Source organism: Nonomuraea phyllanthi (assembly GCF_006334985.2).
GTDB lineage: Bacteria > Actinomycetota > Actinomycetes > Streptosporangiales > Streptosporangiaceae > Nonomuraea > Nonomuraea phyllanthi.
In genome coordinates, this window is record NZ_VDLX02000019.1 from 45,175 (window position 1) to 57,788 (window position 12,614).

The 12,614-nt window shown below is 66.4% G+C and carries 11 protein-coding genes and 2 pseudogenes; 7 read left to right on the forward strand and 6 right to left on the reverse strand.

From position 1 onward, the window contains the following. Positions 1–689 precede the first annotated feature (689 nt). A complete protein-coding gene (locus FH608_RS38680; protein ID WP_139635374.1) occupies positions 690–1,730 on the forward strand; it encodes a TolB-like translocation protein in 1,041 nt (346 codons plus the stop codon). A gap of 688 nt (positions 1,731–2,418) precedes the next feature. After that, positions 2,419–3,085: pseudogene (locus FH608_RS54755) on the forward strand (transposase); the annotation flags it as partial. Here FH608_RS54755 and FH608_RS51900 read toward each other — a convergent pair. Beyond that, complete coding sequence (locus FH608_RS51900) at positions 3,011–3,172, reverse strand: hypothetical protein (RefSeq protein ID WP_193318883.1); 162 nt, start codon at positions 3,170–3,172, stop codon at positions 3,011–3,013. The pseudogene FH608_RS54755 and the gene FH608_RS51900 overlap by 75 nt on opposite strands. Before the next feature lie 287 nt (positions 3,173–3,459). On the opposite strand from FH608_RS51900, the gene FH608_RS53245 reads away from it, so the two are divergent. After that, positions 3,460–3,630, forward strand: coding sequence for a hypothetical protein (locus tag FH608_RS53245; protein ID WP_226900277.1), 171 nt, complete (start codon positions 3,460–3,462; stop codon positions 3,628–3,630). Positions 3,631–3,730: 100 nt separating this feature from the next. On the opposite strand, the gene FH608_RS51905 is transcribed toward FH608_RS53245, so the two are convergent. After that, positions 3,731–3,904, reverse strand: a complete 174-nt coding sequence (locus FH608_RS51905; RefSeq protein ID WP_193318865.1) for a hypothetical protein — start codon at positions 3,902–3,904, stop codon at positions 3,731–3,733. Between the two features lie 431 nt (positions 3,905–4,335). Next, a complete protein-coding gene (locus FH608_RS38695; protein WP_139635376.1) occupies positions 4,336–5,046 on the reverse strand; it encodes a GNAT family N-acetyltransferase in 711 nt (236 codons plus the stop codon). A 260-nt stretch (positions 5,047–5,306) separates the two neighbouring features. Between FH608_RS38695 and FH608_RS38700 the strand changes: the two genes are divergently transcribed. Next, positions 5,307–5,726, forward strand: coding sequence for an HIT family protein (locus tag FH608_RS38700; RefSeq protein WP_139635377.1), 420 nt, complete (start codon positions 5,307–5,309; stop codon positions 5,724–5,726). A 305-nt stretch (positions 5,727–6,031) separates the two neighbouring features. Here FH608_RS38700 and FH608_RS38705 read toward each other — a convergent pair whose 3' ends face one another. Next, the gene (locus tag FH608_RS38705) at positions 6,032–6,496 is read right to left on the reverse strand and encodes a site-specific integrase (protein ID WP_139635378.1); all 465 of its coding nucleotides are present in this window, start codon (positions 6,494–6,496) and stop codon (positions 6,032–6,034) included. 210 nt (positions 6,497–6,706) lie between these two features. On the opposite strand from FH608_RS38705, the gene FH608_RS38710 reads away from it, so the two are divergent. The 3 genes and pseudogenes from FH608_RS38710 (at position 6,707) to FH608_RS38720 (ending at position 8,942) form a co-directional block, all read left to right on the forward strand. Continuing rightward, positions 6,707–7,039, forward strand: coding sequence for a hypothetical protein (locus FH608_RS38710; protein ID WP_139635379.1), 333 nt, complete (start codon positions 6,707–6,709; stop codon positions 7,037–7,039). Between the two features lie 205 nt (positions 7,040–7,244). Beyond that, positions 7,245–8,510: pseudogene (locus tag FH608_RS38715) on the forward strand (IS256 family transposase). A gap of 30 nt (positions 8,511–8,540) precedes the next feature. Then, the gene (locus FH608_RS38720) at positions 8,541–8,942 is read left to right on the forward strand and encodes an NUDIX hydrolase (RefSeq protein ID WP_139635380.1); all 402 of its coding nucleotides are present in this window, start codon (positions 8,541–8,543) and stop codon (positions 8,940–8,942) included. Positions 8,943–9,544: 602 nt separating this feature from the next. On the opposite strand, the gene FH608_RS38725 is transcribed toward FH608_RS38720, so the two are convergent. Both FH608_RS38725 and FH608_RS38730 read right to left on the reverse strand, forming a co-directional pair. Beyond that, on the reverse strand, positions 9,545–10,258 hold the full coding sequence (locus FH608_RS38725) for a hypothetical protein (protein ID WP_139635381.1): 714 nt from the start codon (positions 10,256–10,258) through the stop codon (positions 9,545–9,547). Positions 10,259–10,842: 584 nt separating this feature from the next. Next, the gene (locus FH608_RS38730) at positions 10,843–12,570 is read right to left on the reverse strand and encodes a right-handed parallel beta-helix repeat-containing protein (protein WP_139635382.1); all 1,728 of its coding nucleotides are present in this window, start codon (positions 12,568–12,570) and stop codon (positions 10,843–10,845) included. Positions 12,571–12,614: the final 44 nt, after the last annotated feature.

A 12,614-nucleotide genomic window follows, 5' to 3' on the forward strand; every position in this document is an offset into this window, starting at 1 on the left:
GCCGCTCGCCGCCTCGCCGTCCTCGCCGACCCCGAACGATGCGATGCGATCACGGAGGATGGCCAGCAGTTCGGGCGGTATGGGAACAGTGCGTGCCTGCTTCAGGCCTCGTTCATCGTGGGCCCGCCCGGAGCCGGTGAACCGCTTGTTGCTCTGGGGCCTGGTCTTCTCCAGCGTCAGCAGGCCCCAGCTTTCGAGAAGTGGCAGCCTTTCCGGCGCAGTCCGGCCGCTTCTGCCAGGTGTAGGCCGCCGAAGTACATGAAGGCGAACATCGCGGCCAGCATCGGCCCGCGTGATCGTCCCACGTATGTCACTGCGGTGAGCAGTTCACGGGCCTGCTGCGGATTGACCATCGAGCGCCGGTGGCCTCGCCACTCACCTTGGCCTTGCGGAACCTGACCTTGTGAAGAGGATTTGCCGAAAGCTCTTCCAGCTCAACGGCGTATTCAAGGCGACGGCGCGCCGCACCGTCGCAAAAAGTCGCTCCGCCCACCTGCCCTGATCTGTACACCGCCCCTACCGATGCTTCGCATTGGCGCCGAGTCGCGTCTGGTGGATGGTGATTCAGCTGGGACCCAGTGTTCTGCCGCTCGAAGCGTAGGATCGAAAGCATGCTTTTGCCGGAACATCCGAATGCGACTGCCACAGCCCGGCGTGCCAACTTATGCAGGGCCGCAAGCGTAGTGCTGATGCTGATTCCCTTCACGTTGTCCTGCACTATCCAGGATGCCAGTCCACATCTCCCCGGGCGTCCACAGGTGTCACCTGAAGTGCCCGAAATCGGGTTGGCGGCGAACATATGGCGTGATGCCGTCGTCACGGTGCCTGCGAAGGTCAAGGGCAAGCCACCCGTTAAGCCGGCGGCCATGTTGAGCGAGGACGAGGCTCTGATGGTCACCTCGACAGAAATGCGGCCCACTTTTTACTCCTACGACCTTCGTACTGGCGGGGTTCGCGCCCTCGGCACCGCGCCGAAGTGGGCAGAGTGCAGTTTGTGTTTCGAGGTCATGAGCGTGGCCACGAGTGAGACAAGGATCGTGTGGACAGCAGGGGTCTATCGCTCGGAACCGTGGAACGCGGGCAAACGGCACGTGGAACTGTGGACGATGCATCGGTCGGGCGGCGAAATGAGATTGGTGACCTGGTTGACCGGGCATGGCGAGGTGCCGTTTAAGGACAAGTTGTCGATTGTCGGTGATGACGCCGTTTGGCACGGAGATCGGCAGGCCTATCGCGTGCCGTTGGGTCGAGGGCCCGCTCAGCGGCTCCCGTCGGCCGTGCAGACGGTGCCGGCGGCTCTGCGTGAATTGGACGGAACGCAGTGTGGGCGCGAGTGGTGTGTCGGCATGCCGCCAAATCGTGTACATGAACTGACCAGACTCGTGGTGCTGCGAAAGGACGGGACGGAACGTCGAGAAGTCGTGGCATCGTACGGAGGGCCCCTGATGAACGATCGGTTCGGTCTTTTCGGGGGGCCGTACGTGAATGACAACAAGGAGATGAACTACACGCCGAAGCATCCCGGGCCACAGCCGGTTCTATACGACCGGTGCACGGAGAAATCGGGGAGGATCGGCGGGCTGCTGGAGGACAGCGCCGCTTACGACGTGTTCACGGGCGGCGAGCGTGCGGCCAACCCAGAGGAACCGCTCCTATACTGGACCTCTTCTGACCGTAAGTCCTGGAAAGTGCTGGATTTGTCGCGCATTCCCGACTCTCCATGTGCGTAAAGCACAGGAGTTGCCATGAATCACTTTCCGTGCGATAGGACGGAAGGTTCGGCACAGCCGGAATGCTCTTCACTAGTTTTTGTAACATGCTGCTCTGAAAGCGCCGTCGGCAGTGCCGCACTCACGATCGCCTCCATGTGGTCGGTCGCCGTAGATAGCTGGGGGCGATCGACGGGTCGGGAGTTCGTACCTCAGTCCGGACCCACCGGACACCCTGGTCATGTCCCACGCCCCTGACGCGGCGGGATGGCGGGAAGATCCCAGGCGGTGGAGAGCCCGGCGTGAAGTCGCAGCGACGTTGCCTCGCGTGAACAATCGGACCGGTGGCTGCTGGTCGAACGTCGTGCAGATCGCACGCACCCGCGAGCAGGTGCTGATGTACGGCCTGCCGACGGCACCGGGCAAGGCTGGCGATCCACGTTGGCCAGCATTCGCGGCCCGCCATGGTCTGGTCCGGCCGCGCCGGCACGGTGGGTAGTGGAAGCGCTCGACCTCGCTGAACTGCACCATCTCATTGAGGTCCCGATCTACCGTTGGATTGACTCTCAGGCGTGGCAGCGGTCCGTGGACGACGAATAGTGAGACACCGCCCGTCTGCGTCGATTCGTGCGGAGTGTCAACGACGGTCGAAATCATCTGATCCCCTGGCGACGCTCGAGTTCTAGTACCTGTCACAACCCGCCTGATCATGGAATGCCTGTTGATGGCGAGGGGAGGGCCCATGCGCAGGTTGGACGTGGAGTCGGAGTATTGGCGACTGGTGCTGTCCGGCGTGAGAACGGTGGGGCTTGTCGCGCCCTCGGGATCGGGCGCAAGAGCGGCTACCGGTGGCGGGCGGAGAACAGCGGGGCTTCCGCCGGCACGGATGGCTGAGAGCGCCCGGTCGAGCCGTTTCTCATCGCTGCTGGAGTGGCAGCGGATCGCGACCTTGCGGGCACAGGGCCTGGGAGTACATGCGATCGCTGACCGCCTTGGACACTCCCCATCGACCATCAGCCGTGAGTTGCGGCGCAACACGCTTTCGCACGATTGAGGCGTGTACGGCGGTGATCTCGCTCATGCGCGAGCGCGGCAACGGGCGCGGCGGCCGCGTCAGGGACGCCTGCTGGCAGACGCACAACTCCGCGCGGGGGTGCAGGCCAAGCTGGAGCCCCGAGCAGATCGCCGCTTACTTGCGTGCGTGGCCGAGCCGGCCGAGCTGGCGTGTCTGCCACGAGACGATCTACCAGGCGCTCTATAACGGCGGCAAGGGCGGTCTGAGCCGCAGCCTCACCCGTCGGCTACTCACCGGCCGGCCGCTGCGCCGCCGCCGACCCGACCAGCGTCAGCCGCGGCGGCTGGTCGGACATCACCCATGAGAGGGGGACGGTCGAGGAGAACATCATCGAAGGCGGCGCCGGAATCACCTGCGCAGTGGTCAAGGCCTCGGCCGCGTGCTCCATCGTCGACTTCGAGCTCGAAATACACGATTACCATCGCACCCGGACCATTGTGACCAGCTATCACAAGAAAGTTTCCGTTCACCGCTGGCCGGCCGGCGGTAAGACCATCATGACGCGGGTCATCGACTCGGGCTGGCGGCAGACAGGGCGGAGGGTCTCCTTCTCCTACTCGGTCTGGATCCGGCCTGCCGGGCCGTACCAAAGGAGCTGGGCGACGGTCTGCGGGACAGCGCTCCGCCTATGGGGGCGCCGTCCGCGCTGGCCTTCTGATGGAGCGAGGTTGAGTCATGGATCGTAGGGAGATCGCGCGGTTGAGAGCGCGGCGGGCGGTACAGCGCGCACGCCGACACAAGCGATACGTGAACCAGGCCTTAAGGAAGGCCACGGTGATCGCCGCCGCCGCCGGCATCGTCATCCTGGTAGTGGCGGCGATTGTGCTCGAGGCGACGCGAAGCTGACGCGTCCCCGCCACCTCATCCGGCCTCCACCAGCCTCGATGTGTCCCTGCCGAGGTGGACATGACCACCCCGCCCAGTTCCCGCTCGGCTCGTGACTCCTTCAACAAGCCCGCGGCCACGGCCTCACCAGCTCGGCCTGCCCGAGATGCTGGGATATTTTCTCAGGAACAACGCGGTACGACGGCACCCACCGCTCCGTCGTCGATTTCATCCGCGACATCTGAATACCGGTGAGCACCGCCTTGATGCCGGCCTCAGCGAGGACCTCGTCCATGAGGGCCGGGAACTGCGCGCCTGCCGAAGATTATATTCACCCAGGTCACGGCCATATGGGGCCTTTGCGTGGCGGCCCGAGCTCCGGCCACCCCGAAGACGGAACGCGCGCGGCAGATCGCCCTGCCATGCCGGACCGCTGGATTACGGGCCGCCTCGATCAGAGAGGCCGGGGACGTGAAGTCGGCCTGGTCACGTGTGCGGCCGGGGTTCGTGCTCACGTCGTCCGCGGTGACGTGCCTTACCTCGGCGACCACGATGAGAAGCACGGGCGTACCGTCCGCGGGCTATGAAGAAGACTTCGTGGGCGCAGAGGTGCTGCAGCCCTTCCGGGCATGGGCTGGTGTTGTTCGCTTTGTTCGCCGGGATGGCCGAGTCCGAGCGCGCGTGCATCCGCGAGAAGTCGCCGGAAGCCAGGCGCGGCGCAGGCGGTCACGGTGTGCGGAACCCCCGGAAGGTCACGTGCTTGCGGGTTTCGAAGCCGAGCCGCTCGTAGAGGGAGATTGCGTCGGCGTTGGCCTCGGCCACGTGCAGGAAGGGACGTTCGTTACGAGCGGCGATACGTGCGACGAGCGCAGTGATCAGGCGGGCGGCATGGCCTCGCCCGCGTGCCTCGGGAGCGGTGCAGACGGCGCTGATCTCGGTCCATCCCGGTGGCCGGAGTCGTTCGCCGGCCATCGCCACCAGCGTGCCGTTGTCGTGGATGCCGAGATAGGTGCCGAGTTCGTGGGTACGCGGCCAGAACGGTCCCGGCTGGACCCGCGCGACGAGGTCGAGCATCTCGGGCACACTGTCCGCGCCCAGTTCGACCACACCGGTCACGGTCCCGCCATGTGGGTGATCGGGTCGGCCGCCGCCGTGCCAGATCATCTGACGGCCTTCGAGGACGAAGACCGGTTGCCAGTCCGACGGCGGTGTGGCTGGGCAGCTGAACATGTCGGCGAACTCGCCTCGCCCTAGCAACTGGGCGAGGTCGGCCCACTCCTGCGGGCCCGGGTCGGCGCTTACCGCGGAGAAGGTCGCCACTTCCGGCAGGTAGGTGGCAGCCCGTCCAAGCCGGCGGGCGAGGTGTGCGTGGTGACCTCGCAGTGATTCGCCCACCGGGTCGTCGAGTGCGGCGGCCTGGCCGTCGCGGTTCACCATCGTGCTGTGCCTCCCGTGTCGTGTGGATTGACGGTGGCCATTGTCCTGCATGAGCAGTCGCGCGAGGCCGGCACGCCGCATGGTCGTCGCCGCGTTCGCCTGGCCCGCTGTCTCACCACCTCTCACAACTCGCCAGTTCCGCGAGATGGCTCGGCAACCGCGTGCCGGCAGCGCCCGTACCGCCCACCTGCGGCAGGCGCCCAGCTTCGACAGACACGCGTCGCTACGCTTTGGTTCGATCAAGTGGAGGAAGGGCGGCCTTGACCGAAACCTGTACGTTCTGTGGCATCGTTGCTGGGGAGATCCCTGCGGAGATCGTCTATTCCGACGAGAATGTGGTGGCCTTCCTTGACATCTCGCAGGCGACTCGCGGTCACACCCTGGTCGTCCCCCGCGAGCACTGTCGCGATCTGACCGACATCGGCCCGGACCGCGCGGGCCTGCTGATGCGGGGTGCTGTGCACACCGCCGCCCTGCTGCGGCGCGCGCTGGAACCGGGCGGGATGAACATCTGGCACGCCACCGGCCCTACGGCCTGGCAGACCGTGTTCCACTTCCACCTTCACCTGCTTCCCCGCTACACCCCCGAGGACCTCAGGCAGGCATGGACGCATCGCGAACTGCCGCTGTCGTCGCTGTCGCCACTGGCCGATCACATCAGAACCGCCGCGGTGTCCTGAAGCGACGTGATTCCGGCGTAGGGGATGACAGTTGGAACCAGCGACGACCTCGATCCGAGCACGCACCTCGCTCCGCGAAGATCATTGAGTTGCGTACGGGTTGGAGCACGTGCCGAGCACTGCGACCGTCATCCATGGATTGCGTCAGCGTGGCTGGAGTGCGGGGATCCATGCCGTGGAATCGCGGAGCAATGATCAAATTGGGATGTCCGCCTGCTCGTGCGCCCCGTCACGCGACGTCAGCACCCGGCACCGCCAGGCGCGCAAAGTGCGTGGAGGCAGCACGAACCATCATCAAACGACACTTAACGATCTTGTGCTCGCCCGCACCAACCCTGCACATGCCATGATCCATTCACCGCCTCGGACTCCTGTGGAAGAGCAGCGGCCCCGCCTCGCCGCGAGCGGGCCTGGTCTTCCTTGCCGAAGACCAGGGCGGCGGTCTTCTCGGCGGCGGCCGTGGCCGCCTGTGGGTAGACGGAGGTGTAGGTGTCGGTGGTGAAGGCGCTGGAGGTGTGTCCCAGGGTCTCCTGCACGACCTTCATCTCCACCCCGGCCACCAGCATCAGCGAGGCCGCCCCGTGTCGCAAGTCGTGGAGTCGGATGGGCGGCAGGCCGGCCAGGTAGGCCAGCCAGAGAAACTGGTCGGAGACATGCTGCGGGTGAAGGCGGCTGCCCTCGGGCTGGGTGAAGACAAACCCGCTGTCGGTCCGCACCTCGCCCATGGTCAGCCGTTCCTGGATTTGCTGCTGCCGGTGGGTGCGCAGCATCCGGGCCGGCCGACTCCCGTCTCCGACGAATACGTACTGGAGGACGTCGGCAACCAGGGCCGGCCCGGTGGAAACGGCGACTTCCGGTGGTGTTTCAGGTGTTCAGTGTTGTGGGACCTTGGCGGTCCTGGCCTGTACAGCCCAACTATTGCCCGCGTGATCCTCCGAGCCCTTGTCACGTCTGTGATCTAGGTGGGGCAGGCTAAGCCGGTGATCGAAGAGTCGGGAGAAATGGTGGGATGGCGCGTCGCTGTCGTGGCTGTTGTGGCCCTGGCCGCAGTTCCCCTGATTACAGCGGCGGCCCCGATCGGCGTTTCTTGCCTGATGTCGGCGTCGTATACGGACAAGCTGATCGACGCCTGGATCGCTGAGAATGCACCCGCGACGGTGCAGCAGCCCGTTCCTGAGATCACCGAAACGTTCTCTCCCTACATGGACGTAAAGGTGATGGAGGGGCCGCCTCCGATGGGGGAGGAGAGCGTCACGACAGAAGAGTTGGCGCTCTACGTGGTGGCACTGAAGGGGTGCAACAGCGACACGTGATCAGGAGCTTTCTGCCCGGGAGGCAATCGTGAGCGGCAGGTTCGCGGACGCGGACCTTAGCCTCGATCTTTCTCGATCGAGCAATTATCGAAACCTGTGGATCTGCCGGGAAGGGTGTACCTTCCCGGATCATCCGATGATGGTTTCGAGATGAGGCCGACGTTGGCGCGTCGGTCGGGAAGGCACACCCGTGCCGCTTACCGTAGTGCCCGAGTTGCCCGCTGACGACCACGACAGCTCGGCCGCCCCCGCCTCGCCCTCGTTGATCGACCAGATCGTCCGTGAGGGTGCCCGTAAGATGCTCGCCGCGGCCTTGCAGGCCGAGGTCGACGCCTACATCGCCGCCTTCGCCGATGCGCGCGACGAGCATGGCCGCCGCCTGGTCGTGCGCAACGGCTCCCACTAGCCGCGTGAGATCCTCACCGTGGCCGGCGCGATCGAGGTGAAGGCTCCGCGCGTCAACGACAAGCGCATTGACGAGGCCACCGGCGAGCGCCGGCGGTTCTCCTCGGCGATCCTGCCCGCCTGGGCCCGCAAGACCCCCTCGATCAGCGAGGTGCTGCCGCTGCTGTATCTGCACGGCTTGTCTTCCGGCGACTTCGTCCCGGCGCTGGGCCAGTTTCTCGGCTCGACCTCGGGCCTGTCCGCCTCGGTCATCACCAAGCTGACCGAGACCTGGAAGGGCGAGCAGCGCGCTTTCGCCGCCCGTGACCTGTCCGGCGTGGACTACGTCTACCTGTGGGTGGACGGCATCCACGTCAACATCCGGCTGGAGGAGCACAAGCTGTGCCTGCTGGTGATGATCGGCGTGCGCGCGGACGGCCGCAAGGAACTCGTCGCGCTCACCGACGGCTATCGCGAGTCCACCGAGTCATGGGCTGACTTGCTGCGTGACTGCAAGCGACGCGGCATGAGGGCACCGGTGCTGGCCATCGGGGACGGCGCGCTCGGCTTTTGGTCGGCGCTGCGGGAGGTGTTTCCGCAGGCTAAGGAGCAGCGGTGCTGGTTTCACAAGATCGCGAATGTTTTGGGGGCGCTACCGAAGTCAGCCCACCCGGCCGCCAAGAAGCACCTGGCCGAGATCTGGAACGCCGAAGACAAGACCCACGCCCAGACCGCGGTCAAGGACTTCCAAGCCGCCTACGGGGCCAAGTATCCCAAGACCGTTGCCAAGGTGGTCGACGACCTCGACGAACTGCTCGCCTTCTACGACTTCCCGGCCGAGCACTGGGTGCACCTGCGCACGACCAACCCGATCGAATCGACCCTCGCCACGGTCCGGCATCGGACCAAGGTCACCAAAGGGCCGGGTTCCCGCGCTGCCGGGCTGGCCATGGCCTTCAAGCTGATCGAATCCGCCCAAGCCCGCTGGCGCGCGGTCAACGCACCCCACCTGGTCGCCCTCGTCCGCGCCGGAGCGGTCTTCACCAACGGGAAACCCCTCGAACGCCCCGACGACCTGGCCGCCTGACCCACCCCACCCCGCCAACAGGAGCACACGGTGAACAGCACCATCGACAAGATCGCCTGGATCCACCTGGACAACGGCAAGATCCTCAGCACCCGGTCACGAGGCAAGAACGCCTACTACATCCCCGGCGGCAAACGCGAACCCGGCGAAACCGACCTCGATACCCTCATCCGCGAGGTCGACGAGGAACTCTCCATCACCATCATCCCCGCCACCGCCACCCACGTGGGCACCTACCAGGCCCAGGCACACGGCCACGCCGAGGGCATCACCGTGCAGATGACCTGCTACACCGCCGACCATCACGGAGTACCGACGCCCAGCAGCGAGATCGAAGAAATCACCTGGCTGAGCTACGCCGACCGCGACCGCGTGTCCCCAGTCGACCAGCTCATCTTCGATCACCTACACCGAACCGGACAACTTCACTGACTCAGCAACACCCAAACCGATCCACAGGTATTGACTATTGCTCCCAGCCCCAGCGTGGGGGCGCCATGGCACAGATCGTGCAGCCGGAGCGGAGGCGGCCACCAGTCGGTGTAACCGGCCGGTGAGATGGTCCAGCCGCAGCGGCGCACCCTCCGCGGTGGTGAACACGTACCCCGAGTCCTGCCAACCTGCCCCCCGCCGTCGCGCTCAGGTCCTCCTGCCGCTCGCGGTGCCGTATCAGCACCCGCACAGTCTCCGCGTCCAGGGCCACCACCCGGCAGTCGGCGGCGCTCTCTGGCGGGCCGATCACAACCTGGCCGTTGGCGTGCACCCGTTGCCGCGGCGGATGTGTGTGGCGTAGCGCTGCCGGGTCGACGGCCGCTGGGCGCCCTACTCCGGCTGCCAGGCCATTCGCGCTCCTCGACGGGAACGCCCATCCTTCCCGTCCGCACCAGCGGTCCGCAGGCTTTCTGTCACCCGCATAACCGCCCAGCACCTGGAAAGCGGGCAGATGTCCCTCGAGGAAGGCTTCCTGGCCGCAGGACGCGGTCACCCTTCTCTGCGCTGAGGCTGCGCAGACGATTCCGAACTTCCTGCCATTCCTAGATTGCGATGGGCAGAGTTTCGATCCAGCAGTCGGCGACGTGGGGTGCGAGCACGGCTATTGCCTCTTCGGCGTCCTCGTGAGTCAGGAACACTCCGGAGCCGGAGATATCAGGCCCATCGCGGAACTCGACACGGGTCATGACGACGTAGACGTCGCGATACTCTTCCCGGCGGACTCGCTGGTGACCTTCACTACTACGGAGGGCGCCGATCAGATCGGCGGCCGGGGCGATGGTGAAGCCCGCATCGGCACCGGAGAGCGGCGTGGGCGGCCACCGTACATCACCGGCAGAAACGTTGGCGAAGAAGCTTCGACGAGTGGGGGACAGGATGTCTTCGTGCCAACCGACCGCCATGCTGATGACGTAGTCAGTCTCCCCTTGGCTCTCCAGCAGGAAGACCCGATCACTGGGACTGAAATCGACGCTGGGGTAAAGGGCTCTGATGCGTTCGGCTTCATCGGCGGGTGCGTTTCTGATGAGCAGGCCGTGATAACAGTCCCTGATCTTCATGATCGCCGCGGGCTTGAAGAGCACCTCGATGGTGGTTTCCGGACGGCCGCCGGAGCAGTCAGTGCTTCCAAGACTGCGGAACAGTGCTTGGCCATGGGTCACGGTGTAGGCCCAAAGCGCGAATCTCCGCTCGCTGCGAAAGATCTCCTTGCCCGGCAGAAGGTGCTGGTCTGTGTTGAACCAGGCCCTGTTCGTCATGCGGATGAGGGTCGCGTTTCAAAGGATCGGCGGTCAACCGGCTGGCGGCCCGGACGATCGGTGGCGGAGGTCCACGGCGAGCAGCGCCATGGCGGTGGCCTGTGAGTACAGCCCGCCAGGATCGAGTGGACTGAGGCTCTCCGTACTGACGATCGATATCGCGGCCGAGTTCAGGAGAGCGCCTCAACACCCATTCCCATGCTCAGCATTCACCGAGCACTGCATGCGCTTGGCCTCGGCCAGCCGTTCTCACGTGTTGCCTTCGATCTGCCACAGACCGGGGACCTGGGCCAGGTCCAGGGCAGCGGACGCAAGCACGTTCATGCTGGCAGGGCGTGCTGTAGGGGCGGTTGCAGGTGCCGGAGCGCTTCATTCTGCCCTTGCTCATGTTCGCCCCCTCCCTGTGACTGGCCAGCGGCTCACGCTTCAAGGCAGGAGCGTCACGCCCTTCGTGGTCGCAGTCAAACGCACCTTATTGATCTTGCGGTCCGCGGACGCCACTTCCCGTGCGGACGGGCTGCCGCCGCCGAGCACCGCGGCGGGGCAGGCCGTCCAGCGAGAGTCCGTCCAAGGGCAGGGAGCCGCTACCCGGCGGCTGCCCGGCTGAGGCCGGCCCGGGCACGTACCGCGGCCGCCAGCTCGCTTTCACCGGTGAGGACGGTGTTGCCTTCGTACGTGACGCCGGCCGGTGGTGCGTCGGCGCCGATCGGAGCGGCGTCCCAGAAATTGCCCCGGTAGACGACGTTGTCGAGCGGCGGCGACACGTGCAGGACGGCCGTGCTGTCGGCACGGACGACCACGTTCTCCTCGATCGTGAGCCATGCCGCGCCGTAGTCGGTGTACAGGCCGAAGTTGTACGGCGTGCGGGTGTCCTCGATGACGTTGCCGCTGACGACGGCGCCCGAGTCGTGGGACTCGCCCTGCGCGCCGGACAGGTAGATGCCTCCGCCGTCGGCCAGCACCTGCATCGTGTCCGTGGTGCGATTGCGGAGGATCCGGGTGCCCCGGCCGGGGCCGGCGACGATGCCGCAGTGCGGAACGTCGGAGACGTGGTTGTGCGCGACGGTGCACCCGGTCGTGCCGGTCAGCGCGATGCCGGGTGAGCCGGAGAACTCCAGGCCGACGTGGTGGATCCAGTTGTCCTCCACGGAGGTGGAACTGCTGCCGTCGACCACGAGGGCGCCGGCCGAGAGCGTGTCGAAGTCGCATCCGCGTACGGTGATGTCCGTGCCGCCGTGCACACCGAGGCCGGTGGCGCCGAGCCGGGTGAAGCGGCAGCCCTCGACCCGCACGCCGGAGGCGTCCGTCAGTGTCACGCATGCGGGGATCGTGGCGGACTCCCCGGGTACGGTGACCGAGCCGACGTCCTCGCCGAGTGAGACCGTGTGGATCGGGCCGCCGGTGTAGAAGCCGCTCCCGTGGTAGTGCAGGAACCCCTCGGGACTGCTCGGACGGAGCCAGGTGGCGTCGGCGAACGTCAGCCCCTTGAACGTCACACTGCTCACGCCGGTGGCGCGGAGCAGCGTCTCCAGTACGGGTGCGACCACCCGCGTGCGTTCCGGGTGCTCGCCGGGGCGGGGGAGGTAGCGCAGGACGTGGTGACCGGGCCGTGAACGGTCCAGGACGAACGTGCCGGGCTCGGTGAGGAAGGCGGCGTCGTTCTCGACCCGGGTCGGCAGGCCGAGCCCTCGTGAGGTCTGCCCTTCCCAGGTGGAGTTGTACAGGTCGAGAGCGCGGCCGAAGGCGGGCTGCGCCATGGTGATCACGGTGCCCTGTTCCCCGGCGGACACCGCGGCGACGCCGCAGCGGGCCTCCGTCCACGGGTAGACGCCCCGATGGACGAACTCCACATCGCCGGGGCTCCGCCAGGCCAGCGGCGCCGTGCTGTCGGTGGTGTAGCCGGTCTCGGTCATGGTGACCTGGCCGGGAAGGCCGTCGATGCCCGCCCGATCGGCCCGGCGGCCGTCCACGGACAGCTGGCGGGTGTCCAGGTCACCCACCTCGGCCAGCCACGCGCCGTCCTGTTCCTGCCAGCCGGTGATGAGGCGGCCGCCGCTGACGACGACCTCTTCCTGCTCGGTGGTGCCGTACCCGTGGGCCTGGTAGACGACGTGGTGACCGTCGCGGCCCGAGTCGGCCTCGGTGAGCTCGAAGGGTTCGGTGAGCAGGTGCCGCCCAGCCCTGAGCTGGACGACGATCTCGCCGGTGAGGGTGCGGGCCGCGTCGCGGGCACGGCTGAGGGTGGCGAACGGGCGCGCGGACGTGCCCGGCGCGGAGTCGTCACCGTGGGGGTCGACGAACAGTTCGATCACGGGGGTAGCGCCTCCAAGTTCTGTTTATGGCGTACACACGGTGT

What these genes read in the sequence shown, in the direction of transcription:
- FH608_RS38725 (WP_139635381.1), bottom strand. Translation starts at nt 10,258, where the DNA reads ATGACGAACAGGGCCTGGTTCAACACAGACCAGCACCTTCTGCCGGGC.
- FH608_RS38705 (WP_139635378.1), bottom strand. Translation starts at nt 6,496, where the DNA reads ATGCTGCGCACCCACCGGCAGCAGCAAATCCAGGAACGGCTGACCATG.
- FH608_RS38680 (WP_139635374.1), top strand. Translation starts at nt 690, where the DNA reads ATGCTGATTCCCTTCACGTTGTCCTGCACTATCCAGGATGCCAGTCCA.
- FH608_RS51900 (WP_193318883.1), bottom strand. Translation starts at nt 3,172, where the DNA reads ATGGAGCACGCGGCCGAGGCCTTGACCACTGCGCAGGTGATTCCGGCG.
- FH608_RS53245 (WP_226900277.1), top strand. Translation starts at nt 3,460, where the DNA reads ATGGATCGTAGGGAGATCGCGCGGTTGAGAGCGCGGCGGGCGGTACAG.
- FH608_RS38695 (WP_139635376.1), bottom strand. Translation starts at nt 5,046, where the DNA reads ATGGTGAACCGCGACGGCCAGGCCGCCGCACTCGACGACCCGGTGGGC.
- FH608_RS51905 (WP_193318865.1), bottom strand. Translation starts at nt 3,904, where the DNA reads ATGGACGAGGTCCTCGCTGAGGCCGGCATCAAGGCGGTGCTCACCGGT.